General features: G+C 72.8%; 25 protein-coding genes. 14 read left to right on the top strand and 11 right to left on the bottom strand.

Annotation, left to right across the window (positions count from 1 at the left end; translation table 11 throughout):
• Positions 1-16 precede the first annotated feature (16 nt).
• The 5 genes from ACOJV9_RS10605 to ACOJV9_RS10625 are packed head-to-tail and all read left to right on the top strand — an operon-like array spanning position 17 to position 5,001.
• Positions 17-889 (top strand): YihY/virulence factor BrkB family protein, encoded by an 873-nt coding sequence (locus ACOJV9_RS10605; protein ID WP_420185173.1) that lies wholly within the window; start codon positions 17-19, stop codon positions 887-889.
• Positions 886-1,569 (top strand): hypothetical protein, encoded by a 684-nt coding sequence (locus ACOJV9_RS10610; RefSeq protein WP_420185174.1) that lies wholly within the window; start codon positions 886-888, stop codon positions 1,567-1,569. The genes ACOJV9_RS10605 and ACOJV9_RS10610 overlap by 4 nt, the downstream gene beginning before the upstream one ends.
• The gene (locus tag ACOJV9_RS10615; RefSeq protein WP_420185175.1) at positions 1,566-2,369 is read left to right on the top strand and encodes a carotenoid biosynthesis protein; all 804 of its coding nucleotides are present in this window, start codon (positions 1,566-1,568) and stop codon (positions 2,367-2,369) included. The genes ACOJV9_RS10610 and ACOJV9_RS10615 overlap by 4 nt, the downstream gene beginning before the upstream one ends.
• Complete coding sequence (locus ACOJV9_RS10620; RefSeq protein WP_420185176.1) at positions 2,366-3,517, top strand: glycosyltransferase family 2 protein; 1,152 nt, start codon at positions 2,366-2,368, stop codon at positions 3,515-3,517. The genes ACOJV9_RS10615 and ACOJV9_RS10620 overlap by 4 nt, the downstream gene beginning before the upstream one ends.
• Complete coding sequence (locus ACOJV9_RS10625; protein WP_420185177.1) at positions 3,514-5,001, top strand: phytoene desaturase family protein; 1,488 nt, start codon at positions 3,514-3,516, stop codon at positions 4,999-5,001. The genes ACOJV9_RS10620 and ACOJV9_RS10625 overlap by 4 nt, the downstream gene beginning before the upstream one ends.
• On the opposite strand, the gene ACOJV9_RS10630 is transcribed toward ACOJV9_RS10625, so the two are convergent.
• The 4 genes from ACOJV9_RS10630 to ACOJV9_RS10645 form a co-directional block, all read right to left on the bottom strand.
• The gene (locus ACOJV9_RS10630) at positions 4,955-5,710 is read right to left on the bottom strand and encodes a CDP-alcohol phosphatidyltransferase family protein (protein WP_420185178.1); all 756 of its coding nucleotides are present in this window, start codon (positions 5,708-5,710) and stop codon (positions 4,955-4,957) included. The genes ACOJV9_RS10625 and ACOJV9_RS10630 overlap by 47 nt on opposite strands.
• Positions 5,711-5,718: 8 nt before the next feature.
• Positions 5,719-7,365 (bottom strand): phytoene desaturase family protein, encoded by a 1,647-nt coding sequence (gene crtI / locus ACOJV9_RS10635; RefSeq protein ID WP_420185179.1) that lies wholly within the window; start codon positions 7,363-7,365, stop codon positions 5,719-5,721.
• Positions 7,362-8,291 carry a phytoene/squalene synthase family protein gene (locus tag ACOJV9_RS10640; protein ID WP_420185180.1) on the bottom strand — a complete coding sequence of 310 codons (930 nt, stop codon included), beginning with the start codon at positions 8,289-8,291 and terminating at the stop codon, positions 7,362-7,364. The genes crtI and ACOJV9_RS10640 overlap by 4 nt, the downstream gene beginning before the upstream one ends.
• Before the next feature lie 76 nt (positions 8,292-8,367).
• Positions 8,368-9,735, bottom strand: coding sequence for an aspartate aminotransferase family protein (locus tag ACOJV9_RS10645; RefSeq protein ID WP_420185181.1), 1,368 nt, complete (start codon positions 9,733-9,735; stop codon positions 8,368-8,370).
• Positions 9,736-9,959: 224 nt separating this feature from the next.
• Between ACOJV9_RS10645 and trxA the strand changes: the two genes are divergently transcribed.
• Positions 9,960-10,337: a thioredoxin gene (gene trxA, locus ACOJV9_RS10650; RefSeq protein ID WP_420185182.1), complete on the top strand. Its 378-nt coding sequence runs from the start codon at positions 9,960-9,962 to the stop codon at positions 10,335-10,337.
• A 33-nt stretch (positions 10,338-10,370) separates the two neighbouring features.
• Positions 10,371-11,348 (top strand): SGNH/GDSL hydrolase family protein, encoded by a 978-nt coding sequence (locus ACOJV9_RS10655; RefSeq protein WP_420185183.1) that lies wholly within the window; start codon positions 10,371-10,373, stop codon positions 11,346-11,348.
• Positions 11,349-11,414: 66 nt separating this feature from the next.
• On the opposite strand, the gene ACOJV9_RS10660 is transcribed toward ACOJV9_RS10655, so the two are convergent.
• Positions 11,415-11,588 (bottom strand): hypothetical protein, encoded by a 174-nt coding sequence (locus tag ACOJV9_RS10660; RefSeq protein ID WP_420185184.1) that lies wholly within the window; start codon positions 11,586-11,588, stop codon positions 11,415-11,417.
• A 93-nt stretch (positions 11,589-11,681) separates the two neighbouring features.
• Between ACOJV9_RS10660 and ACOJV9_RS10665 the strand changes: the two genes are divergently transcribed.
• Positions 11,682-12,602, top strand: a complete 921-nt coding sequence (locus tag ACOJV9_RS10665; RefSeq protein ID WP_420185185.1) for a LysR family transcriptional regulator — start codon at positions 11,682-11,684, stop codon at positions 12,600-12,602.
• A gap of 37 nt (positions 12,603-12,639) precedes the next feature.
• Here ACOJV9_RS10665 and ACOJV9_RS10670 read toward each other — a convergent pair whose 3' ends face one another.
• Positions 12,640-12,993: a DUF952 domain-containing protein gene (locus tag ACOJV9_RS10670; protein WP_420185186.1), complete on the bottom strand. Its 354-nt coding sequence runs from the start codon at positions 12,991-12,993 to the stop codon at positions 12,640-12,642.
• Between the two features lie 71 nt (positions 12,994-13,064).
• Here ACOJV9_RS10670 and ACOJV9_RS10675 point away from each other — a divergent pair, with 71 nt between their 5' ends.
• Positions 13,065-13,571, top strand: coding sequence for a GNAT family N-acetyltransferase (locus tag ACOJV9_RS10675; RefSeq protein WP_420185187.1), 507 nt, complete (start codon positions 13,065-13,067; stop codon positions 13,569-13,571).
• A gap of 40 nt (positions 13,572-13,611) precedes the next feature.
• On the opposite strand, the gene ACOJV9_RS10680 is transcribed toward ACOJV9_RS10675, so the two are convergent.
• The 5 genes from ACOJV9_RS10680 to ACOJV9_RS10700 form a co-directional block, all read right to left on the bottom strand.
• Positions 13,612-14,766 (bottom strand): luciferase domain-containing protein, encoded by a 1,155-nt coding sequence (locus ACOJV9_RS10680; RefSeq protein WP_420185188.1) that lies wholly within the window; start codon positions 14,764-14,766, stop codon positions 13,612-13,614.
• Positions 14,763-15,272, bottom strand: coding sequence for a VOC family protein (locus tag ACOJV9_RS10685; protein WP_420185189.1), 510 nt, complete (start codon positions 15,270-15,272; stop codon positions 14,763-14,765). The genes ACOJV9_RS10680 and ACOJV9_RS10685 overlap by 4 nt, the downstream gene beginning before the upstream one ends.
• A gap of 164 nt (positions 15,273-15,436) precedes the next feature.
• Entirely contained in the window at positions 15,437-17,509 is a 2,073-nt protein-coding gene (locus tag ACOJV9_RS10690; protein ID WP_420185190.1) for an NAD(+) synthase, read from the bottom strand.
• 311 nt (positions 17,510-17,820) lie between these two features.
• The gene (locus ACOJV9_RS10695; RefSeq protein WP_420185191.1) at positions 17,821-18,786 is read right to left on the bottom strand and encodes an NADPH:quinone oxidoreductase family protein; all 966 of its coding nucleotides are present in this window, start codon (positions 18,784-18,786) and stop codon (positions 17,821-17,823) included.
• Positions 18,787-18,891: 105 nt separating this feature from the next.
• Positions 18,892-19,326, bottom strand: coding sequence for a hypothetical protein (locus tag ACOJV9_RS10700; protein WP_420185192.1), 435 nt, complete (start codon positions 19,324-19,326; stop codon positions 18,892-18,894).
• 130 nt (positions 19,327-19,456) lie between these two features.
• Between ACOJV9_RS10700 and ACOJV9_RS10705 the strand changes: the two genes are divergently transcribed.
• From ACOJV9_RS10705 to ACOJV9_RS10725, 5 genes are read left to right on the top strand one after another with little or no spacing between them, the layout of a single operon-like run.
• A complete protein-coding gene (locus ACOJV9_RS10705; protein ID WP_420185193.1) occupies positions 19,457-20,395 on the top strand; it encodes an ArgP/LysG family DNA-binding transcriptional regulator in 939 nt (312 codons plus the stop codon).
• 25 nt (positions 20,396-20,420) lie between these two features.
• Positions 20,421-21,611, top strand: coding sequence for an MFS transporter (locus ACOJV9_RS10710; protein WP_420185194.1), 1,191 nt, complete (start codon positions 20,421-20,423; stop codon positions 21,609-21,611).
• Between the two features lie 30 nt (positions 21,612-21,641).
• Positions 21,642-22,454 (top strand): crotonase/enoyl-CoA hydratase family protein, encoded by an 813-nt coding sequence (locus ACOJV9_RS10715; RefSeq protein WP_420185195.1) that lies wholly within the window; start codon positions 21,642-21,644, stop codon positions 22,452-22,454.
• Between the two features lie 4 nt (positions 22,455-22,458).
• The gene (locus ACOJV9_RS10720; protein WP_420185196.1) at positions 22,459-24,591 is read left to right on the top strand and encodes a molybdopterin-dependent oxidoreductase; all 2,133 of its coding nucleotides are present in this window, start codon (positions 22,459-22,461) and stop codon (positions 24,589-24,591) included.
• Positions 24,588-24,812: a hypothetical protein gene (locus tag ACOJV9_RS10725; protein ID WP_420185197.1), complete on the top strand. Its 225-nt coding sequence runs from the start codon at positions 24,588-24,590 to the stop codon at positions 24,810-24,812. Before ACOJV9_RS10720 ends, ACOJV9_RS10725 begins: the two co-directional genes overlap by 4 nt.
• The last annotated feature ends 55 nt before the right edge of the window (positions 24,813-24,867 follow it).

Genomic DNA, 24,867 nt, shown 5'->3' on the forward strand with positions numbered 1-24,867 from the left:
CCGCCGGGGTGCCCCGATGACGACCCCTCGGCGTCGGCGTGCCGGCGCGGAGCTGCGCGCCCTGCGGGACGGCACCCGCGAGCGCATCTCCGGGCAGCGGCTGCCCTCGGCGGCGGCCACCCTCACCTACTTCTCGGCGATCGGCATCGTGCCGTGGCTGCTGCTCGGTCTGTGGGCCTCGACGTGGACCCGTGGCGACTCGGCGGCGCGCGCCCGGCTGCTCGAGCTGCGGGTGCTCGTGCCGCCCGACATGGGGGCCCGTCCGGTCTTCGACGACCTCGTCGGTGCCGCGACGGGCCTTGGTGTCGTCGGCGCGCTCGTCACCCTGCTGCCGGCCTCCGTCTACGGGGAGGGCCTGCGTCGCGCCTGCCTGGCCCTGAGCCCGCAGCCCGACCGCCTGACCGGCTGGCGGGCCCGGGTGCCGGTCATGGCGCTCCTGCTCGTCGCTCCTGTCCTCAGCTGGTCGGTGCTTCGCGTGGCCGACGCCCTCGTGCCGCTGACGCCCGAGGGGGGAGGCGGCGGTCCGCTCGACCTGCTCGTGCGGGTGGTCGCGGGCTTCACCGTCCTGTGGCTGGCCCTCGGGGTAGTGCTGACCTGGGTCTTCCGGACCGTGGCCCCGGGCCGGCCCCGCTGGCGGGTCGTCGCCGTCGGCGGCTTCGCCACCGGTTCGTTCCTCGCGGGCTTCCTGCACGGGTTCCTGCTGTTCCTCTCCCTCCCGATCGACCTCGGGGTGCCCTTCGGCGGGCTGCGCACCGTCGGCGGCGTGGTCGCGACCGGGCTCTGGCTCTACCTGCTGCACGTCGTCGTGCTCATCGGCTGGACCGTCACCCAGGCGCTCGAGGCGCAGGTCGCCGGCTGGTCCGCCGACCGGGTGCGGAGCCCGGCGTGAGCACCCCGGTGGTCGACCTGCGCGTCTGGCGCGTGGAACGCCTGGCGCCGGCGCTGCTGCGCATGGCGACCGGCAGGCGACAGCTGCGCGATGCCAACGGGCTCCGCTTCGCCAAGCTGCTCGGGACCGGGTCCGGGCGCACCTTCACCCCGGGGGACGCCGACCTCCAGCACTGGGGGTTGCTCACCGTCTGGGAGGACACGCGCGCGTCCGATGCGTTCGCCGGCCACCGGGTGCCCCGCGGCTGGGACGAGGCAGCCGCCGAGCGACTCCGGGTCCGCATGGAGCCGATCGCCGCACGAGGGCAGTGGTCGGGCGAGGAGCCCTTCGAGCCCGCCGCGCCGGGACGGCACGAGGGGCCGGTGGCCGCCATCACCCGTGCGCGACTGCGGCCCTCGCGGGCCCTGTCCTTCTGGAAGGCGGTGCCCCCCGTCGTCGACGCGCTCACGGTGGCCCCCGGGCTGCGGCTCGCGATCGGCGTCGGCGAGGCACCGATCGGCCTCCAGGGCACGTTCTCTCTGTGGGACTCGGGCCGGGACCTCGTCGACTTCGCCTACCGCAGCCCGGCGCACGTCAGGACCATCGAACGCACCCAGCCGTCCCGGTGGTACACCGAGGAGCTGTTCGCCCGCTTCGCGGTGCTCGAGGTCGAGGGCACCCACCGCGGGAGCGCACCATGACTCCCACCGACACCCGGGTGCGGCCCGTCGCTGCTCGGCTCGACCGCTGGTACGTGGCGTCGGTAGTGCTCGCCACGCTTGCCGTGCTCGTCCAGATGGCCTTCCCGTTCACCGACGGCGGCACCCCGACGCTGACCACCGCCAGCGTGGTGCTGCTCTCGGGTGCGGGGCTCGCGCACGCGCGGGCCACCCGGGGGATGCGGGCGGTCGCCGCGCTGCTCCTCGTGCCGGGCCTCGGCGGGCTCGTGGCCGAGGCGGTCGGGGTGCGCTCCGGCGTGCCCTTCGGGGAGTACTCCTACACCGGCACCCTCGGGTGGGAGGTGCTCGGCGTGCCGGTCCTCGTGCCCCTGGCCTGGGTGATGATGACCTGGCCGGCGCTCGTCGTGGCCCGCTTCCTCGCGGGGCGGGGCCGCGTCGTCCGCGCCCTGGTCGCAGCGTGGGCGCTCATGGCGTGGGACGTCTTCCTCGACCCGCAGATGGTCGACGCCGGCCACTGGACCTGGCGGTTCCCCGAGCCCGCCCTCCCCGGTGTCGAGGGGATCCCGCTGACCAACTTCGCCGGGTGGTTCGTCGTCGCCGTGCTCTTCTGCGGGCTGCTCGACCGGGTCGTCGACGACGCCCCTCTCCCGCTCGCGCGCGAGGGGGTCGCCCACGCGGTCTACCTGTGGACCTACTTCTCCTCGGTGCTCGCGCACGCCGCCTTCTTCGGGCGCCCCTCCGTCGCGGTGGTCGGTGCCGTCGTCATGGGCGTGGTCGCGGTGCCGCTCGCCGCGAGGCTGGCTGCCCGGGTGCGCCGGTGAGGACTCGGCCCCTGCGTGGCCTGGTCGTGGCCGGCACGGCTCTCTCGGTCGCCTCCCTGGCCCTCACCGTCGACAACCTCCGGCGGGTGCGTGAGCCGCGGGTGTCGCCCGTGGGTGGCCGCAAGCCCGACGAGGTGGCCGTGCTCCTGCCCGTGCGGGACGAGGTCGACGACGTCGAGCGGTGCGTCCGCCACCTGGTGACCGCCGCCCGCCACTGGCGCGGTCGTGCCCGGGTCGTGGTGCTCGACGACGGCTCGACCGACGGCACGACGGAGGTCCTCGCCCGGCTGGCCGCAGAGCTGGGAGCCGGCCCGGACGACGTGCTCAGGGTCGTCACCGGCGCGCCGGCCCCGGCCGGGTGGCTCGGCAAGCCATGGGCCTGCCAGCAGCTCGCCGACGCCGTGCCCGACGCCACCGTCCTCGTGCTCGTCGACGCCGACGTCAGCCTGGCCGAGCACGCGGTGACGGCGACCGTGGACCTGCTGCGCAGCTCCGGCCTCGACCTCGTCTGCCCGTACCCCCGGCAGGAGGCCCACGGTCTCGCCGAGCGGCTCGTGCAGCCGCTCCTGCAGTGGTCGTGGATGAGCACCCTGCCCCTGGGTCTCGCGGAGCGGTCACCGCGGCCGTCGCTGACCGCGGCGAACGGGCAGCTGCTCGTCGTCGACGCCGGCGCGTACCGCCGGGCGGGCGGGCACCACGCCGTGCGCGCCGCGGTGCTCGAGGACATCGCGTTGCTGCGGGCCGTCAAGCGGTCGGGGGGCCGTGGTGTCGTGGCCGAGGGCAGCGCGGTCGCGTCCTGCCGGATGTATGCCGGGTGGTCCGACCTGCGGGCCGGCTACACCAAGTCGCTCTGGGCCGCGTTCGGCTCGACGCCCGGGGCCGCGGCGGTCTCCGCGGTGATGGTGGTGACGCACGTCGTCCCGGCCGTCGCTGCGCTGCGGGGGTCGCGGACCGGCCTGCTCGGCTACGCCTGCGGGGTCGCGGCACGGGTCCTCGTCGGTCGGCGGACGGGGACGCGGGTGCTCCCGGACGCCTTCGCGCATCCGGTCTCGGTCGCCGTGTTCACGGCGCTCACCGCCGACTCCGTCCTGTCGCGTCGCCGAGGGTCGCTGCGGTGGAAGGGTCGCCCGGTCGAGGTGCCCCGGTGAGCCGCGTCGTCGTCGTCGGCGCCGGGGTGGGCGGGCTGGCCGCAGCGGTCCGGCTCGGGGCACTCGGCCACGATGTGACGGTGCTCGAGCAGGCCGACGAGGTCGGCGGGAAGCTCGGGACCGAGATCCATCACGGCTTCGTCTTCGACACCGGCCCCTCGCTGGTGACGATGCCGCACGTCTTCGAGGAGCTGTTTGCGGACACCGGGGCGCCCCTGCGCGAGGTCCTGCCGCTGCAGCGGCTCGACGTGGCTTGCCGCTACCGGTTCCCCGACGGCACCGTGCTCGACGTGCCCGGAGACCTGCGGGACGTCTCGGCTGCGCTCGACGCCGCCCTCGGCCCGGGCCGTGGAGATCAGTGGAGCTCGTTCCTGCGGAGGGCCGAGCGCATCTGGGACGTCACGCGGGGGCCCTTCCTCGAGGCCCCGATCTCCTTCGGCGAGATGGTGCGGCTCTCGCGGCGGGTCGACCGGGTGCTCACCGTGGCGCCGTGGCGCAGCCTGCGTGGACTGGGCAGGGCACACCTCGACGACCCCCGCCTGCGGATGATGCTCGACCGCTACGCCACCTACACGGGCTCGGACCCGCGCCGGGCCCCGGCCGCCCTGGCCGCAGTGCCGTGGGCGGAGCAGGCCTTCGGGTCCTGGTACGTCCCCGGCGGACTGCACCGCATCGCGCAGGCGCTGCTGGCACGAGCGCAGGAGCACGGCGCGTCGGTGCGCACGGGCGCCGAGGTCGTCGAGGTGCTGGTGGAGCAGGGGAGGGCCGCCGGGGTGCGGCTGGCCGACGGCTCCACCGTGGTGGCTGACCTGGTCGTGGCGAACACCGATGCGGGCCAGCTCTACTCGCGCCTCGTGCCGGGGACCCGGGCCGGACGGCAGGCGACCCGCATCCGACGCTCCACACCGTCGCTGTCCGGCTTCGTCCTGCTGCTGGGCCTCGACGAGGTGCCCTCCGGGACGCCGCACCACCAGGTGCTCTTCGCCGAGGACTACGACGCCGAGTTCGACGCCGTCTTCGGTCGACGAGGCCGGGCGCGGCCGGTGGATCGACCGACCGTCTACGTCTCCGCGCCGGACGACCCCGCCCTCGTGCCGCACCCGGGCGCCGGTGCGTGGTTCGTCCTCGTCAACGCGCCGCGGCACGACCCCGCCGGCGGGGTCGACTGGGACGAGCCGGGCCTCGCGCAGCGCCATGCCGACCATGTCCTCACGGTGATGGCCGACCGCGGCCTGGACGTGCGGCGGCAGGTCCGCCACCGCACGGTGCTCACGCCGGCCGACCTCGCCCGACGGACTCTGACCCCGGGCGGCTCGATCTACGGCACCTCGTCGAACGGTGCCGCCGCCGCCTTCCTGCGCCCGGCCAACCGCTCGCCGGTGCTGGGCCTCTACCTCGTCGGGGGATCGGCCCATCCCGGCGGCGGGCTGCCGCTCGTCACCCTGTCGGCCCGGATCGTGGCCGACCTCGTCGGTCCGGCCTGACCGAGGGCGCTCCCGAGGTTGCGTCGCGCAGCTGCACCCGGACGCTGACGAGGAGCTGGGCCAGCCCGACGACGCCGAGCACCGTGCCCACGGTGGTGAGCCCCGTCGCGACCACCGCGCCGTCCACGGCCGGCCACAGGTCGACGCCGACGCGACGCGCCCACCACTCCAGTCCGCAGAACAGCAGCGCGAAGGCCGTGACGAGCACGCGCGCCGGCCGTTCGGCCACCGTGACCGACCCCGGCCCGGTCATGCCGGCGGCCTGGGCCGACGCCCGGACCGACTCGAGCAGCAGGACAAGCGCGCCGAGGACGGCCGCCAGCTCCCACGGCGCACCGAGCACCACGAGCGTGGCGACGAGGAAGAGGTCGCTGACCCGGTCGGCCATGCCGTCGAGCACCTGACCCCACCGCGAGGTGGTGCCGGTGCGGGAGGCGAGGGCGCCGTCGACGCCGTCGAGGACCGCCGCCGCGACCACGACCGGGACGGCGGCCAGTGGCCAGGCCGCACCGACCGCCGCGAGCGAGGGCACCGTGGCGGTGACCAGCACCCCGAGCGCCGTGACGGTGTGGGCCCTCACCTCCCGTCGCGCGAGCGGCCGGGCGACGCGGTCGGTGAGGGTGACCCAGCCGGCGACCCATCCCGAGCTCCGGGCGTCGAGGCCGCCGTGGCGCTGCGACCACTGGACGTGGGCGTCGTCGTCGGCCACCTCCCGCATCACCCGGGCCCGGAGGCGGTGGCGCGAGACAGCTCTGTGGGGTCGGGAGGCGTGGGCTCCACGGAGGGGCCGGTCGACCGGTCACCGCGGAGGCGCTTGAGCACCAGCTCGGCGCTGATGAGGCACATGGGCAGCCCGATGCCGGGCACGGTGCTGTAGCCCGCGTAGTAGAGGCCGGACACCTTGCGGGAGGAGTTGCCCGCACGGAAGAAAGCGCTCTGGCGCAGCACGTGGGCCGGGCCAAGGGCGCCACCCGACCAGGAGTTGTATTCGTCGACGAAGTCGGCCGGCCCGACCGTCCGGCGCACGACGACGCGCTCGGCCAGGTCGGGGACTCCCGCCCAGGCGGCGACCATGGCGATGGCCCGGTCGGCGATCGCCTCGACCTGCGGCGAGCCGGCGCCGTCGACCCCGCCTGCCCCGATTCCCGGGTCGGCCGGCACCGGGACGAGGACGAAGAGGTTCTCGCACCCCGCAGGAGCCACGGAGGCGTCCGTCGCCGACGGCTTGCAGACGTAGATCGAGGCAGGGTCCGGCACGGTGGTCGGCCTCTCGAAGATCGCGTCGAAGTTCGTCTTCCAGTCCGCGGTGAAGAAGAGCGAGTGGTGCGCCAGCTCGGGCAGGCTGCCGCGGACGCCGAGGTTGACGAGCACCGCACCAGGGCCGGACACGGCGCGGTCCCACCACGACTGCGGATAGGTTTGGAGCGGCTCGGGCAGGAGCCGCGTCTCGACGTGGTGCAGGTCGGCAGCGCCGACGACGACGTCCGCGTCGAGGGTGTGCACGCTCCCGTCGCGACCGGCATACGTCACACCGGTGACCACCGCGGCAGGTCCGCGCCGCCCCGACCGCGGTGTGGTCTCGATCGCGGTGACGGTCGCGCCGGTGACGAGGCGGGCGCCGCGGTCGGCCGCGACCGAGGCGACGGCGTCGATGAGCCGCGTGAAGCCACCCTGCGGGTAGAGCACGCCCTCGGACAGGTCCAGCCAGCTCATGAGGTGGTACATCGCGGGCGCCCGCTCCGGGGAGGACCCGAGGAACACCGCGGGGTAGCCGAGCACCTGCCGCAGCCGCGGGTCCTCGAAGCGCGCGGCGACGTACGACTCCAGTGAGCGGGTGAGCAGAGTCGCGAGCCGGGGACCGTTGCGCAGCACCCGTCGCCCCGCGAGAGCCGACGCGTTCTGGAAGCTCGTGTAGAGGAAGTGCTGGACGGCCAGGTCGTAGACCTCGCGCGCCGAGGTCAGGTGCTCGGCCAGCGCCTGCCCGGCGCCGGGCTCGACCTCCTCGAAGACCCGGCGGTTGCCTTCCTCGTCGGTCGCCACGTCGAGCGGGTCATCCCGACCCTCGAAGAAGACGCGGTATGCAGGGTCGAGCCTCACCAGGTCGAGGTGCGCCTCCGTCGTCGTACCCACGAGACGGAAGAAGTGGTCGAACACCTCCGGCATCAGCCACCAGGACGGGCCCGTGTCGAAGCGGAAGCCGTCGTGCTCCCACGACCCCGCGCGGCCGCCGAGGGCCTCGTTCTTCTCGAGCAGGTGGACGTCGTGACCGTCGTGGGCGAGCAGCGCGGCCGTGGCCAGACCGGCGATCCCGCCGCCGATGACGACGACGCGCTGTGGCCCGCCGGCAGCCGGGACGGCGCTCACGGCGTGGCCGCCAGGACGGAGCGGGGACGGCCCCCACGCAGGAGGGCCGCCGCGACGAGCCGAGCCTTGACCGGGTTCGGGATCCGCACCCGGTGCTGGTGCAGTGATGCGGCAGGGGTCCGTCGCAGTCGCGCCGAGAGGTCGGCGAAGAGGTCGTGGGCGGCGCACACGGCCGTGCGGGCGGAGTCCGGCAGGGCGGGGATCACCGTCGCGGCCGCGTGGAGGTCGCCGTCGATGTCGTCGAGGAGCGCGTCGCGCTGCTCGTCGCTCAGTCGGCGAGGGTCGACCCCCGGGAAGTAGGCGCGGTCCAGGCCGTCGAGGTCCTCGCCGAGGTCGCGCAGGAAGTTGACCTTCTGGAACGCCGCGCCGAGCCGTCGCGCGCCGGGCGCGAGCTCGGCGTAGCGCGCCGCCGGGTCGTCCTCTGCGGCGACGAAGGTGCGCAGGCACATGAGCCCCACGACCTCAGCGGACCCGTAGACGTACTCGGCGAAGCTGTCCTCGTCGTGCTCCCGGCGCTCGAGGTCGGTGTGCATGGAGGAGAAGAACGGGGTGACGAGCTCGGGCTCGATGCCGCACGCGGCCGCCGTCCTGGCGAAGGCGTGGACCACGAGGTTGCTGCTCTGGCCGGTCCCCAGGGCCGTCAGCGTCTCCTCACGCAGTGCCGACAGCGCCCGGGCGCGCTGGGAGACGTCCTGGCCGGGGCGCGGCGCGTCGACGACCTCGTCGGCCACCCGGACGAGCGCGTAGACGTTGCGCACGTGCGAGCGGACCGGGCGGTGGAGCAGCCGCGAGGCGAGGGCGAAGGACGACGAGTACGCGTCGATGACGAGCGCCGCGCTGGCGTCCGCGACCTCGTCGTACTGGACGTGCGGAGCGCGGGCCCTGCCCGAGGACCGGCGCAGGGGTCGCGACCGGGCTCCCCGCATGTGTTCTCCTCCGACTCGCCGAGACTGCATTGTCACCCGGCCCGCTGTGGGACGCCAGAGCGCTTCGTGGTCGGCGTCAGTGCGTGAAGCCGTCCGCCACCTGCAGCGATGCGTCGAGGATCTCGAGGCCGCGGCGCATCTCGTCGGCGGTCGTCGTGCACGGCGGCACGACGTGCGTCCGGTTGAAGTGGACGAAGGGCCACAGCCCGCCCTTCTTGCAGGCCGCGGCGAACTGCGTCATGGGCGCGGCTGCCGCACCGCTGGCGTTGAACGGGACCAACGGCTCGCGCGTCTCCTTGGAGCGCACCAGCTCCACGGCATACATGAAGCCGACGCCACGGACCTCGCCCACCGACGGGTGCCGCTGCGCGATCTCCTCGAGCCCCGGGCGCAGGACCGTCTCCTCGACGCCGCGCACGTGCTCGAGGATGCCCTCGTCGCGGAAGATGCCGATCGAGGCCACCGCGGACGCGCAGGCCAGGGGATGCCCGGAGTAGGTCAGTCCTCCCGGGTAGGGCCGGTCCGCGAACGTCGCCGCGATCTCGGCCGAGATGACGACCCCGCCGAGCGGCACGTAGCCCGAGTTCACGCCCTTCGCGAAGCAGATGAGGTCGGGCGTGACGCCCCAGCGGTCGACGGCGAACCACTCGCCGCAGCGGCCGAAGCCGGCCATGACCTCGTCGGCGATGAAGACGATCCCGTGCTCGTCGCAGATCCGACGCACGCCCTCGAGGTAGCCGTCCGGCGGCACGAGGACGCCGTTGGTGCCGACGACCGTCTCGAGCATGATCGCCGCGATCGTTGACGCGCCCTCGACCATGACCGTGTCGCGCAGGTGCTGCAGCGCACGCTCGCACTCCTGCGCCTCGGTGCTCGCGTGGAAGGCCGACCGGTAGAGATAGGGGCCCCAGAAGTGCACGGCGCCGGGCATCGCCGGCTCGGAGCCCCAACGGCGGGGGTCGCCGGTCGCGGCGATGGCACCGGCCGTGGCGCCGTGGTAGCTGCGGTAGGTCGTGAGCACCTTGTGGCGACCGGTGTGCAGCCGGGCCATCCGCATGGCGTTCTCGGTGGCCTCGGCGCCCCCGTTGGTGAAGAACACCGTGTCGAGGTCCCCGGGCGCCAGCTCGGCGATGAGCCGCGCGGCCTCCGAGCGTGCGTCGTTGGCGAAGGCCGGGGAGACGGTGAGCAGCTTCGCCGCCTGCTCCTGGATCGCGGCGACGAGCTTCGGGTGCTGGTAGCCGATGTTGACGTTGACGAGCTGGCTCGAGAAGTCGAGGTAGCGGGTGCCGTCGGCCGTCCAGAAGTGCGAGCCCTGTGCCCGCGTGATCTCGGCCGGGGAGATCTGGGCCTGCGCCGACCACGAGTGGAAGACGTGCGCGCGGTCGGCTTCGGCCGTCGAGAGGGAGGGCGGGTGGGGGCTGGTCGTCGTCACCCTCGTCAGCATAGGAGGGCCGCGCCTGCGCGGCGCGCGTCACATGGTTGATTCCTGTTCACAACGCCTGAGTTCTCGCTAGGGTGGGTGACAGCCGGGCGCGCGTCGTGAACCCCTGTACCGACGCGCGCCCGTGGCGTGTCCTCATCCGGTCGGAGCCGTGCGGATGATCCGGGCGCCGACGCGTGTTGACATCGGTGTTGCACCGACCCGCACCCGTTCCGAGGAGATCCTGCATGTCCACCGTCGAGCTGACCGCCGAGACGTTCGAGAAGACCGTGACGAGCAACGACATCGTGCTCGTCGACTTCTGGGCCGACTGGTGCGGCCCGTGCAAGCGCTTCGCCCCCGTCTTCGAGGAGTCCTCGGAGAGGCACCCGGACGTCGTCTTCGCCAAGATCGACACCGAGGCCGAGCAGCAGCTCGCCGCGGCCGCGCAGATCACGTCGATCCCCACCCTCATGGCCTTCCGTGACTCGATCCTCGTCTTCTCGCAGCCCGGCGCCCTCCCCGGCCCGGCGCTCGAGGGCATCATCGAGCAGATCAAGGGCCTCGACATGGACGAGGTCCGGGCCAAGGTCGCCGCGTCCTCGCCCGGCCAGCCCGGAGCCTGACCCACGGGGGGACCCGGCTGGTTGGATGGCCGGGTGCCCCTTCCCTATGTCGCCCTCGGAGACTCGTATGCCGCGGGCGTGGGTGGCGGAGCCAGGCTCGGCGAGTGCTGGCGCACGACCGGGGGGTACCCCGTCCTCGTCGCGCGTGCGCTTGGGCAGGACCTCGCCCACCAGGCGTGCCTCGGCGCGACCGTCGCCGACGTCGCGCGCGACCAGCTCTCGGTCCTCGGTCCGCAGACGACCCACGTCTCGCTGACCGTCGGCGGGAACGACGTCGGCTTCGTGCCCGTCATCGTCGAGTGCGCGAAGCCCTCGTGGATGGTCGACTCCGACGCCGTCATCGACGACGCCTTCGCGCTGCTCACGACCGAGCTCCCCCGTCGGCTGACCCGTCTGGTGGCGAGCATCCGCGAGCGTGCGCCCCGAGCGGAGCTGGTGATCACGGCATACCCGGTGCTGTTCAACGGGGAGGACTGCAACGCGTTGACGTTCTTCAGCCCGTACGAGATGAGCCGCCTGGAGCAGGGCGTCGCCGACCTGGCCGCGGTGATCGAGGGTGTGGCGGGGGACGCGGGCGCGGTGTTCGTCGACCCGCGCGCCGACTTCGACGGGCATGCGGTGTGCGACCAGGAGGAGTGGGTCAGCGGGGTCTCGTGGCCGCTGGAGGAGTCGTACCACCCCAACGTCGAGGGGCACGCGGCGTACGCCCGGCTCGTGCTCGGGGCGTTCGGGATGTCCGAGGGCGAGGTGCGGACGCCCCCCGCCGAGGTGACGGTGCACCACGGGCCGCAACGGCGTGGTTCGGCACCCGTCTTCCGTCTGCCCGACCTGCTCTCACCGCAGAGCCTCGAGGGGGCCCGTCGCAGCGGTCTCGACCCCGACCACATCGCCGCCCTGGCCCGTCGGGCGGCGTTCCCGGCTCTCGGCGCGGAAGCGGAGGCGGCGAGCGCCGAGCTGCACGCGATCGACCGGCTCGTCGGTCAGCGCAGTCCCCAGAGAAGTCAGCGCTGAACCGGGCGTCGGTTCAGCGCTGGGTGCCGGCGCGGCGTGGAGCCGCCGCGGGCTCGGGCCTGCGGGTCAGATCGAGCGGTGGTGGTGCTGGAACTGCGAGGCGACCATGAGCTCGTGGCTCGCGCGGGTCTGGTCCATGTCGACGGTGGTGGACCAGCCGGAGTCGCCCTGACGGCGGAGGTTGCGCAGGCGGTCGGCGATGCGGTGGGCGGTGGACAGGGTCTGCGTGCGGGGGATCATGGAGTCAATGATGCAACCTTCAACTCGTTAGCACAACGTGACTTTGCTACATGGTGGTTAAGTACGGATTAAGAGTCGCAGTAGGCTCGGGTCATGTTGGACCCCCACCGCCTCAGCGTCTTCCGGGCCGTCGTCGGAAGCGGCTCCGTGCAGGCCGCTGCCGACAACCTCGGGCTCACCTCGAGTGCCGTGAGCCAGCACCTCAGCGCGCTCGCGCGTGAGACGGGGCTCGTGCTCTTCCAGCGTCAGGGGCGCGGCATCGTCGCCACGGCCGCCGGGCTGGAGCTCGCCGCCCAGAGCGAGGAGGCGATGAGCCAGTGGGGGCGTCTGGACTCCGTCGTCAGTGACCTCAGGGAGGGTCGGAGCGGTCGGCTGACGATCGGGTACTTCGCCTCCGCGGGCGCCGCGTGGATGCCCGGGCTCGTCAAGCGCCTCACCTCCGAGCACCCCCACCTCACGGTCGACCTGATCCTCTCCGAGCGGACGGGTCGCAGCGTGACCCCGGACATCGACGTCGTGTTCGACCCGGCGGATGGGGAGGGGCGCACGCCACGCCCCGGCTATCGCCAGGTGCCGCTCACCACCGACCCGTTCGTGGCCGTCCTCCCGAGGGACCACGAGCTTGCGGGGGCGCGCACCATCGGTCTGGCCGACCTGCGAGGCGAGACGTGGGTCTCCAACGACTTCCACGGCAGCCTCGTCCACCGCATGGTGGTCTCCGCGTGTGCCGCAGCCGGATTCACGCCGCGGTTCACCGTCCAGGCCCAGGAGCACTACTCGGCGATCCAGTTCGTCGCGGCCGGCGTGGGCATCTCGGTCATGCCTCGCCTCGCTGCGCGCGCCCTTCCCCCCGAGGTCGTGCGGCTTCGCCTCAGCGAGCCGACGCCGGTCCGTGAGATCTCGGTCCTGGTCCGCGAGACGGGTCGCGCCAACCCCGCCGCCGAGCGGCTGCTCGAGATGCTCCTCGAGCTCAACACGCATCCTGCTCGGCGAGGCCGGTCCACCGTCGGGTGATCAGGGCCCGGGTGCGCTGGGCGCGCTCGGCGCGCGGTCAGGCCCGGGAGTGGGGCGGGTGCAGCACCCGGGTCTCGATGACCGCGTCCGGGTTGAGGGGGCCGTAGACGTGCGGGAAGGTCTCGCCCGTCTTGGGGTTCCCGACCTCACGCACGAGTGGTGCGGTGAGGAGCTCCGGGTCAATGGTGAGCAGCAGCAGGTCGTGCGGGACGTCCGCGTAGAACATCGTCAGCACACCGTCGAGCTGCGCAGGGTCGCAGCAGTGGATGAAACCCTCCTGCTCGAGGCTGCGTCCGAGGGTCGACTCGGTGAAGGAGCCCTCCTCCACCGCGCGCGACCACGTCTGCTCCGAGGTGACGTGGTGGATGCGGGCGTCGCCGATGACGCTCACGGGTGGACGGTCTGGTCGGTGTGAGGTGTTGCCATGGCTGCCAACCTACGCGGCGGCATACAGTCGCGCGCATGACCATCCGCGAGGCCACCTCGGCCGACGTCCCCGCCATCCTGCAGCTCGTGCGCGACCTCGCGACGTACGAGAAGGAGCCGGACGCGGTGAGGGCGACGGAGGCGCACTTCGAGGCGGCACTCTTCCCCGAGAGCGGCACCCCCACCACCTTCGCCCACGTCGCCGAGGTCGACGGGCGCGTCGTCGGGATGGCCGTCTGGTACCTCACCTTCTCCACGTGGACCGGCGTCAACGGCATCTGGCTCGAGGACCTCTTCGTCGAGCCCGAGCAGCGCGGCGCAGGGCTCGGCCGCGAGCTGCTCGCCACGCTCGCGCGCACCTGTGTCGACCGTGGCTACCAGCGGCTCGAGTGGTGGGTGCTCGACTGGAACGAGCCGAGCATCGGCTTCTACGAGAGCCTCGACGCCCGGGCCCAGGACGAGTGGACCGTCTTCCGCATGGACGGCCCGGCCCTCGAGTCGCTTGGCGCCGCACCCGGTTCGGGAACGCACCGCTCCGCTTGAGGGCCGGCCGGCGGTGTCACCGTCGCGGGCGCGTCTGCGCTCAGCCCTCGACGGCGCTCGACGCATAGGCGTGGCTCGCTGCGACGATCCCGGCGACGACCTCGAGCTCCTCGGCGTCGCGGGGACCGAAGACCATCGTGAAGCCGAGGCTGAGCCGGCTGCCCGCCCACGGGTGCGGCGTGCCCCACCCGTGGGCCACGACATCCGCCGCCTGGGCGGCGGGCAGTGCGAGGTGCAGCGACCCGTCGTATGCCGGGTGAAGGTGCGCGAACTCCCTCACCTCCGGCACGAGGAAGGCCTCGTCCGGGCCGGTCGACCCGCCGAGCACCAGGCCGCGAGCCCCGGGGACGGAGATCTGCGACTCGCCGCTCGACACCTCGCCCAGGGCGGAGATCCGCGCGAACAGCTGCTCCTGGACCTCGACCGGAGAGGTGTCGGACTGCTGCTGCTGGGGGATGCGCCAGGACACGTCCGGGCGAGCGCCCCGGCGGTCGGACAGCCGACCCTCCGGCAGGGTCGGCCAGGCGACCTCGGAGGCGGGGCTGGGGCTCGGGTGCGTGAGCGCGTAGGAGAGCCGGGCGTGCAGCCAGCCGGCCAGCTGCTGGAGCGCGGCCGGGGTGATGCCGTGGCCGCCCGGGTCACGGTGGCCCTGGGCCGGCGCTCCCGACTCGGTGTGCAGATAGCTCCACGTGCGCGCGAGCAGCTCGCCCGGAATCACCGTGTCGCTGTCCCCCTGCGCCACGAAGACCGGCAGGAGCGCCAGGCGCGACGGGCTCGTCGGCACGCCCGCGTCGAAGGGGAGCGTGCCGTAGAGGATGGCCGCACCGGCATACCGGGTCGGGTCCGAGAGCACGAGGCCACCCGCGAACGCGGCCCCGCCGCTGAACCCCACGAGCACGACGGGGCGCCCGGCCGGGGCGACCCCGTCCAGCCAGGTGCGGAACCACGCCATCATGGCGGCCAGCGACTCGGCGACCGGCCGCCCGATGCCACGGTTGGCGAACCAGGCGTAGCCGCCACCCTCGGCGATGGGTGCGCGGACCGCGACGTAGGTCGCACCCCGGGGGAGGTGCGGTGCGAGCGAGAGGATCTCGCGCTCGTCCGACCCGCGTCCGTGCAGCAGGACCACGAGCGGCTGCTCGGGCAGGTCCTCCCCGTGGAAGGCGGCGACCGGAGCCGCGAAGGCGCCGCTCATCGGGCGGTCTGGGGGACGAGCTCGGCGGCGGTCCCGGTGCCCGCCCAGCGGGCGATCTCGCCGTCGAGGTCGAGGCGGTCGATGGGCGCGCTGTTCTCGTACTCGCCCCAGCTGGCGCGCGGGAGCATCCACATGACCTCGAACTCGTTGCCGTCGGGGTCCTGGCCGTAGATGCTCTTGGTCGCACCGTGGCTCGACTCGCCACCGTAGGCACCGAGCTCGAGGAGGGTCGTTCGGGCCTGCGCGAGGTCCTCGATCGTGTCGACCTGCCAAGCGAGGTGGTAGAGGCCGATGGCTCCGCGAGGGCGCGGCGGCTGGGCGCCCACGCCGAAGAGGCCGAGGTCGTGGTGGTTCCCGGAACGGGGCATCCGCAGGAACGCCGCGTTCGCGCGGGGCTCGCGGGCCACGATCTCGACACCGAAGGCGGCCTTGTAGAAGGCGAGACTGCGCTCGAGGTCGGAGACGAAGAGGACGGCGTGGTTGAGGCGGACGGCGGAGATGGGCATCGGGACTCCTGTGACGGTGGAGATGGTGGCTGACACTTTCCACAACAGTGCCAGAGCAATAGTTGTTCCGTCAACCAATTAGCCAACCTCGGCCGGGCCGGCAACCGACGGGCCCCGGATGGTCGCGCCCCGATCCTGCGTCTCGTCCCCCCGGAGGCGAAGGCTCAGGCCATCGGGACGTTGCGCTCGATCTCGGCCAGCCACGCCGCGGACGAGACGTCGGACGGCATACGCCAGTCGCCGCGAGGCGACATCGTCCCGCCGGCGACGACCTTCGGGCCGTTGGGCAGCGCCGAACGCTTGAACTGGTTGGCGAAGTAGCGCTTGACGAAGATCTCCAGCCAGTGCCGGATCGTCCGGAGGTCGTATGCCGGCCGCTCGCCTTCCGGGTAGCCCGCCGGCCAGTCCCCGCTCGCCGCGTCGGACCAGGCGTGGCTGGCGAGGAAGGCGATCTTCGAGGGCCGGTAGCCCCAGCGGAGCACGTGGAAGAGCGTGAAGTCCTGCAGCGCGTAGGGACCGACGGACGCCTCGGTGGACTGGACCTGCTCACCCTCCTTGGTGGGGATGAGCTCGGGGCTGATCTCCTGGTCGAGGATCTCGGTGAGGGTCGCGTTGACCTCGCCCTCGAACTGCTGCGACGAGACGACCCACCGGATGAGGTGCTGCATCAGCGTCTTGGGGACGCCGGTGTTGACGCCGTAGTGGCTCATCTGGTCGCCGACGCCGTAGGTGCACCAGCCCAGCGCCAGCTCGGACAGGTCGCCGGTGCCCAGGACGATGCCCCCGCGCTGGTTGGCGGCGCGGAAGAGGTAGTCGGTGCGCAACCCGGCCTGGACGTTCTCGAAGGTGACGTCGTAGACCTCCTCGCCCCGGCCGAACGGGTGCCCGAGGTCGGCGAGCATCTGCGTCGCGGCAGGACGGATGTCGAGGGTCTCGAAGCTGATCCCCAGCGACTCCATGAGGTGGATCGCATTGGACTTCGTGCCCTCGCTCGTCGCGAAGCCCGGCATGGTGAAGCCGATGATGTCGGTGCGCGGGCGGCCGAGCCGGTCCATCGCCTTGGCGGCGACGATGAGGGCGTGGGTGGAGTCCAGGCCGCCGCTGACGCCGATGACGACCTTCGGCTGGCCGATGGCGCGCAGCCGCTGCTCGAGCCCGGACACCTGGATGTTGTAGGCCTCGTAGCAGTCCTGCGCGAGCCGGGCCTCGTCGTCGGGGACGAACGGGAAGCGGTCGACCTTGCGGCGCAGCCCGATGTCACCGGTCGGCGGGTCGAGCTCGAAGGCGACGACCCGGAAGGTCTCGCCACCCGGCTCGCCGATGCCCTCGACGCGGCGGTTGTCGTCGAAGCTGCCCTGGCGGATCCGCTCCTGGCGCATCCGGTCGAGGTCGACGTCGACGACGGTCGCCCGGGGACCGGTCGGGAAGCGCTCGCTCTGCCCGAGGAGGCGGCCCATCTCGTAGACCATCGTCATGCCGTCCCACGACAGGTCGGTCGACGACTCGCCCTCGCTCGCCGCGGCATAGAGGTAGGCCGCGTTGCAGCGCATGCTCGCCGACTGCGCGAGGAGGTGGCGGTCGTCGGCCCGACCGACGGTGATGGGTGAGGCGCTGAGGTTGAGCAGGACGGTCGCACCGGCGAGCGCGGCGCGGTGGCTGGGCGGGACCGGCACCCACAGGTCCTCGCAGACCTCGACGTGCACGGTGAGGCCCGGGACGTCGACCGCCTCGAACAGCAGGTCGGTGCCGTAGGCGATGTCACCGTCCTCGTCGGCGCCGGGCCAGTGCGGGCGGTTGACGAGGGTGTCGACGGCGTCGTCCCCGGCGGCGAACCAGCGCTTCTCGTAGAACTCGCGGTAGTTGGGGAGGTAGGACTTGGGCGCGACACCGAGGACACGTCCGCCCTGGATGATGACGGCGCAGTTGAGCAGACGGTTGCCGATGAGCAGCGGGCCGCCGACGACGATGACCGGGGTGAGCTCGGCACTCGCCTGCGCGATGGTGACGATCGCCCGGTCGACCTCGTCGAGCAGCACGTCCTGCATGTGGAGGTCGTCGATCGCATAGCCCGACAGTCCGAGCTCCGGGAACAGCGCGACCGCGACACCGTCCTCGTCGAGGGCGCGCGCCTGCTCGATCGTCGCCTCCGCGTTCCTCGCTGGGTCCGCCATGACGACGGGCAGGGTGCAGGCGGCGACCCGGGCGAACCCGTGCGCGTAGGCGTTGCGGAAGTCCATGCGCCCGAGTCTGTCAGAGCCCGAACGGGTGCTCCGTTCGCGCTGTGCACTGCTGCGCCCCAGCGCGGCAGTGCACAGCGGGGAGTGTGCCCTGCTGCGGCGCGGCGCAGCAGTGCAGAGCGCTGCGCCGGAGGTGTCCGGGGTCGGAGGCACCCCGAACCGGGTGCTCATCCACGCCGATGCAGACGCATTCCTCACCTCGGTCGAGCAGCACGACCACCCGCACCTGCATGGGCAGCTGGTGGTCGTCGGTTCGCGGGTGGCGCCTGTGCGAGCTACGAGGCGCGAGCGCTCGGCGACCGAGGAGCCCGTCAGGGCGTGAGGAGCACCTTCCCGGTGGCGCGGCGCTCGTCGATGTCGGCCAGCGCGACCGCCACCTCGTCGAGGTCGCGCACCGAGCCGATGACCGGGTCGAGGTCGCCGGCCTCGAGCAACGGCACGAGGTCGTCCCACTGGCGGCGGACGAACCCCGGCCGCCCCATCCAGTAGGCACCCCACCCGACGCCCACGACGTCGAGGTTGTTCAGCAGCAACCGGTTGACCTTCACCTCGGGGATCGACCCGGCGGTGAACCCGATGACGAGCAGGCGGCCGAGAGGCGCCAGGGAGCGCAGCGAGTCGGTGAACCGGTCGCCGCCCACGGGGTCGACGACGACGTCCACGCCGCGGCCCGCGGTGAGCTCGGCCACCGCGTCCCTGAACCCCTCGGCCAGGACCACCTCGTCGGCACCGGCTGCGCGCGCGACATCGGCGCGCGCATCGTCGGACACGACGGCATACACCGTTGCACCCCAGGCCTTGGCGAGCTGGACGGCGGCGGTGCCGACCCCACCCGCCGCCCCGTGGACGAGGACCTTCTCCCCCTCGGCCAGGCGTCCGCGCTGGCGCAGGGCGAAGTGGCAGGTGAGGTAGTTCATCGGCAGCGCGGCGCCCTGGTCGAAGGTCACGCCGTCGGGCAGGGGGAAGACCAGGTCGGGGTCGCACACCACCTGCTCTGCGAAGCCGCCGAGGAACGGGAAGGCCGCGACCCGGTCGCCGACCTCGAGCCCGCTGCCGGCCGGTGCCACCCTCACGAAGCCGGCCACCTCGCTGCCCGGCGTGAAGGGGGGTGGAGGCTTCATCTGGTACTGCCCGCGGGTGAGGAGCACGTCCGGGTAGGAGACCCCCGCCGCGGCCACGTCGAGAAGGACCTGCCCGGCCGGCACCTCCGGCGCGGGGAGGTCGACGACCTCCACGGCGTCGGGTCCGTCGAGCCGGGTCACCTGGGCTGCGCGCATGGGCCGAGTCTAGGGAGGCGGCGGCGTCCCCGGGTCGGCCCCGGACAGGGAGCGGGGACCCACCCGGCCCCTGGTCCGTGTGGGTCCCCGCCGTCCCCTGACGAGTCAGTCGCAGGATGTCGACGAGGCGGCCTGCACCCAGGTCATCAGCATCTCGTCGGCAAGCGTGGAACCGGCGCCGAAGTACTCGAGGCCCTTCCCGTTGGCCCCGTTGGGGTTGCTGCTCCCACCGGTCTCGTCGCCCTTCGGGTTCCCGATCGTCATCTTCTCGAAGATCTTGATGCCGACCGGCAGCCCCTCGGCGCGCAGCGCCGCGTAGCCGGCGTCGACCTGGGCATCGCACTGCGCAGTGAAGATCCCGAAATCGGCGGCACCGGCCTCTGCGGAGAACACCAACCAGTTGGAGCTCGTCGGCCCGTCGAGCGAGTACATCGGGATGTAGCAGTGGTGCGCTGACGCCGCGCTGACCCCGAGCGCGAGCGCCCCCACGGCCCCGACGCTCGAGAGGACCGCCCGGCGGCCCCACCTACGTACAGACATGTCGTTCCTCCTCCTGTGGTCGCTGCCCCCGTGGCGGCGACCCTCCCGAACGTAGGGTCGGGCCGCCGGGCGCCGGAGCAGTTTCGGCCAACCGCCGACGAATCCTGCTTACGGGTGATGAGATGGATTCATGAACCTGGAGCAGGTTCGCGCCCTGGCGGCCATCGGGGAGACGGGCAGCTTCGAGCTCGCTGCTCGACGCCTCCACCTCACCCCCTCGGCGGTGAGCCAGCGAGTGAAGGCCTTGGAGACGAGCACCGGTCAGGTGGTCGTCCGCCGCGGCTCGCCCTGCACCCTGACCGAGGCAGGTGCGGTGCTGGTGCGCTTCGCCCGGCAGGTGGAGCTGCTCGAGGCGGAGTCGCAGGAGCTCCTCGGGGTCACCCGGGCCGCCCCGGCCGAGATCCCCGTCGCCGTGAACGCCGACTCGCTCGACACCTGGTTCGCGCCGGTGCTCCGGGAGGCGAGCGGCTGGGCCGACACGAGGCTGTCCCTCGTCATCCGCGACGAGGACCACACCCTCGACGTGCTGCGCCACGGCGAGGTCGTCGCCGCGATCACGTCCTCGGCCGACGCGGTGCCGGGGTGTCGACAGGTGCTCCTGGGGGCCATCCGCTACGTCGCCGTCGCGAACCCCGGTCTCGCCCGCCGCTTCTCGCGCGGCGGCGAGGTCGACTGGGAGAACCTCCCGGTCCTGCGCTACGACTCCAGGGACGACCTGCAGGAGAGCTACCTCGCCGCCCGGGGGCTGTCCTCGACCCTTCCGCCCTCGACCGTGCCCTCCGCGTCCGGGCTCCGGTCCGCCGCGGTGGCCGGTCTGGGCTGGATCCTCGTGCCGGAGGTCTCGGTGACCGCCGAGCTCGCGGACGGACGCCTGGTCTGCCTGTCCGACGAGACGGTCGAGATCCCGTTGTACTGGCACGCGTGGAAGGCTCCCTCCCACCGGCTGGCGCGACTGACCGACGCGGTGGTCGCCGCCGCTGCCGCCGCCCTGCGCCCCGTCCACGCCGGTCGCGACGGCGCGCTCCGGGTCGCGACCCGTCCTCTCGCCCGGTCGCCGCGGGGAATGTGAGCGGCTCGTCACGGCTTGTCCAGGTGTGCCCGTACCCCGTCATGCCCTTTTCGCGACCATCGCCCTGATCGTCGGCGGCTTCGCCATCGGCACGACCGAGTTCGTCACCATGGGGCTGCTCCCCGACATCGCCGAGGGTGTCTCGGTCACCATCCCCGAGGCAGGTCACACCATCTCGGCGTATGCGGCCGGGGTCGTCGTGGGTGCCCCGCTCCTCGCCGTGATCGGCGCGACCTGGCCGCGCAAGGCTCTCCTCGTCGGGCTCATGGTGGCCTTCGTCATCGGCAACATCGCGACCGCGCTCGCGCCCGACTACGAGTGGCTCCTCGTCGCCCGCTTCGTCGCCGGTATGCCGCACGGCGCCTTCTTCGGTGTCGCCGCGCTCGTCGCGGTGGACCTCGCGCGGTCCGGCCAGTCGGGCCGCGCGGTCAGCCGGGTCATGCTCGGCATCCCGTTCGCCAACGTCGCCGGCGTCCCCGGTGCCACCTGGCTCGGCCAGAACCACGGCTGGCGCTCGGCCTACTGGCTGGTCGTCGTGCTGGGTGTGCTCACGGTCGGCATGCTCCTCGCCTACGTCCCGCACATCGAGCGCAACATCGAGAGCACCATCCGGCGCGAGCTCAAGGGGTTCGCGACGACCCAAGTGGCGCTGACCCTCCTCGTCGGCGCCATCGGCTTCGGCGGCATGTTCGCCATGGCCAGCTACATCGCGCCCACGGTCACCGACGTCACCGGGCTCGACGCGAGCGCCGTCCCCATCTTCCTGCTCGCCTCCGGCATCGGCGGGCTCGTGGGCACGCCCCTGGCGGGTCGCCTCGCCGACTGGTCCGTGCTGAGGTCGATCACCATCGGCTGCGTCGGCATGGGCGCCAACCTCGTCGCCTTCGCCCTCACGGCGCAGTGGTGGCCGACGGCGATCTTCTTCTACTTCCTGTCGTCCGTGCTCGCCGGGATCCTCGTCGTCAACCTCCAGCTGCGCCTCATGCAGGTCGCCGGTTCGGCACAGACCTTGGCGGCCGCGAGCAACCACGCCGCGCTCAACGCGGCCAACGCGCTCGGCGCCTGGCTCGGTGGCCTCGTCATCGCCGCCGGGTGGGGCTACACCGCGCCCAGCTGGGTCGGCGCAGGGCTGTCCGTCCTCGGCGCCGGCGTCCTCGGGCTCAGCCTGATGAAGCACCGCTCCGACACCCGACCAGCCCCCGCGCCGGTCGGCTGACGCGGGGAACCTCCGCCTAGAGTCGGCCGCATGACCGTACTCGTCACCAGTCGCACCGAGGCCGGTGTCGCGCACGTGGCCCTGAACCGTCCGGACAAGCTCAACGCGCTCACCCTCGACACGCTCGAGCAGCTCGTCGACACCGCTCGTCGGCTGCGCGAGGACCGCACCCTGAGGGCCGTCGTGCTCTCCGGAGCCGGTGACACCTTCTGCGCCGGACTCGACTTCGCCGCCGTCCTGCGCGAGCCGCGCCGGGTCGCGGCAGCCTTCGCGCCGCGCCCGTGGCGCGGCACCAACACCTTCCAGGAGGCGTGCTGGGCCTGGCGCCGCCTGCCGGTGCCCGTCATCGCCGCCGTCCGCGGCCACTGCCTCGGCGGCGGCCTCCAGATCGCGCTCGCGGCCGACTTCCGCATCACCGCGCCGGACGCGACGTGGAGCGTCCTCGAGGCCAAGTGGGGGATCATCCCCGACATGAGCGGGATCCAGGCCCTCTCGCAGCAGGTCGGCATGGACGTCGCCAAACGGCTGACGATGACCGGTGAGACGGTGTCCGGCACCGAGGCGGTGCGGATCGGTCTCGCGACGCAGGAGCACTCCGACCCGTATGCCGGCGCGCTGGCTCTCGCATCCGCCATCGCCGAGCGCTCGCCGGACTCCGTCGCCGCCACCAAGCGCCTCTTCAACCGGACCTGGACCGCCGGCGACCGCCGGACCTTCCGCTGGGAGCGCCTCGAGCAGGCCCGCCTCCTCATGGGCGCCAACGCCGCGGAAGCCCGGCGCGCGGCCACGCGACGGGAGCGGCCGGCATACCGACCGCGTGCCGGCATCGACCCGAGAGGCTGACGCCGTGGCGACGACAACGGAGCCGCAGGTCACGACGCGGCACATCACCTGCGTGCTCTGCGAGGCGATGTGCGGGCTGGAGGTGCAGGTCCGTGGCCCTGAGATCGTCAGCATCAGGGGTCACCGGGAGGACCCGCTCTCGCGCGGGCACATCTGCCCCAAGGGGGTCGCGCTGCAGGACCTCCACACGGACCCGGACCGCCTGCGCCGCCCGGTCCGGCGGGTCGGCGACGAGTGGGTCGAGATCGGCTGGGACGAGGCGATCGACCTCGCCGCCGACCTGCTCCACGGCGTGCAGGAGCGGCACGGCAGGGACGCCGTCGCGACCTACCTCGGCAACCCCAACGTCCACAGCCTCGGTGCACTCACCCACGGCATCTCGGTCCCACGCACCCTGCGGAGCAAGCACGTCTTCAGCGCGACGAGCGTCGACCAGCTGCCGCACCACGTCGTGGCGTGGGCGATGTACGGGCACCAGTTCCTCCTGCCCGTCCCCGACATCGACCGCTCGCGCCTCGTCGTCCTCGTCGGCACCAACCCGATGGCCTCGAACGGGTCGCTGTGGACCGTGCCGGACTTCCCCAACCGGGTGCGAGAGATGCACGGCCGAGGCGGCCGGCTCGTCGTCATCGACCCCCGACGGACCGAGACTGCGGCCGTCGCCGACCAGCACCTCTTCATCCGCCCGGGCACCGACGCGACGGTGCTCCTCGCCCTCGTCCACGTGGTCCTCGCTGAGGGCCTCGCCCGCCCCGCCGAGTGGGTCGACGGGATCGAGTCGCTCCGGATGCTCGTCGCCGACTTCACCCCTGAGCTGGCGCACGAGGTCAGCGGCGTTGCGGCGCAGTCGATCCGCGAGCTCGCTCGCGACATCGCAGCGGGCGGAGCCGCCGTCCACGGTCGGATGGGCGTCTCCACGCAGGAGTTCGGGGTGCTCTGCCAGTGGGCGATCCAGTGCCTCATGGCGATCACCGGCAACCTCGACCAGCCGGGCGGGACGATGTTCACGACCCCGGCCGTCGACATCGTCGGTCGTGGACTCATGGGCCGGGGTCACCGCGGACGGACGACCTCCGCGGTGCGCGGCCTGCCGGAGTTCGGCGGGGAGCTGCCGGTCTCGGTGCTCGGCGAGGAGATGGAAGGCGAGTCGCCCGCGGTCCGCGCCCTGCTCACCATCGCCGGCAACCCGGTCTCGTCCACTCCCGCGGGCGGGCGGCTCTCGGAGCGGATCGCCTCGCTGGAGGCCGTCGTCGCCATCGACCCCTACGTCAACGAGACGACCCGCCATGCGCAGGTGATCCTGCCGCCGACGGGTCCTCTGGAGCGCGACCACTACGACCTCATCTTCCACACGCTCGCGGTGCGCAACACGGCACGCTTCTCGCCGGCCCTCTTCGAGCGACCCGAGGACGCGCGCCACGACTGGGAGATCGCGCGCGACCTCACCCTGGCCCTGCTGCGCCGGCGCGGTCAGCGCCCGTCGCTCCAACAACTGCTCCGGCTCAGGGCATCGCCGCGCCTGTCGGTCGACCTGCTCCTGCGATCGGCCCGGTCGGGACTGTCCGTGCGCCGCCTGACCCGCACGCCCGGAGGCGTCGACCTCGGACCGCTCCAACCGTGCCTGCCCGGCCGGCTGCGGACCCCCGACCACCGCCTCTCGCTCATGCCGGAGGTGCTCACCCAGGGCCTCGCCCTGCTGCGGTCGCGCCTGCCCGCCCTGCGTCGCGCGGCGACGAGCGGCGACCTCCTCCTCATCGGCCGGCGCCACCAGCGCGACAACAACTCGTGGATGCACAACAGCGCGCGCCTCACCCGCGGGCGGCCGCGCCACCAGCTGCTCATGCACCCCGACGACCTCGCGTCGCGCGGGATCGAGGACGGCTCGCTCGTCACGGTCACCTCGGAGGTGTTGTCACTCCAGGTCGACGTGCGCGCCAGCGACGAGGTCATGCGGGGCGTCGTCTCGCTGCCACATGGCTACGGCCACCGCCGACCCGGCGTGCGCCTCGCCCGTGCCGTCGAGCTCCCGGGGGTGAGCATGAACGACCTCACGGACCCGGCCCGGGTCGAGGGCGTGTCGGGCAACGCGGTGCTCAACGGCATACCCGTCGTCGTGACACCGTCGGTGGCCGTGTGACCGCGCCGGGTGAGGACTCAGCCACCTCGCACGGGTTGGAGGTCGAGCTCGTGGACGAGGTGCGGCGCAGGCTCGTCGGACGCGCATCTGACGGGCGCCCGTGGAAGGTCAAGGTCTACCGGCCCCGTCTCGTCAACCGCCGAGTCCACTCCGAGGTGCTGCCTCGGGGACAGGAACCAGAGGCGCGGATGCACGGCCTGCTCGAGCAGTTCACCTCCTGACGGCCGAATGTCCTGTGCGACAGAGGAATTCGCTGTGGACAACTCGAGTAGACGT

This window comes from Knoellia terrae (assembly GCF_048606435.1).
GTDB lineage: Bacteria > Actinomycetota > Actinomycetes > Actinomycetales > Dermatophilaceae > Knoellia > Knoellia terrae.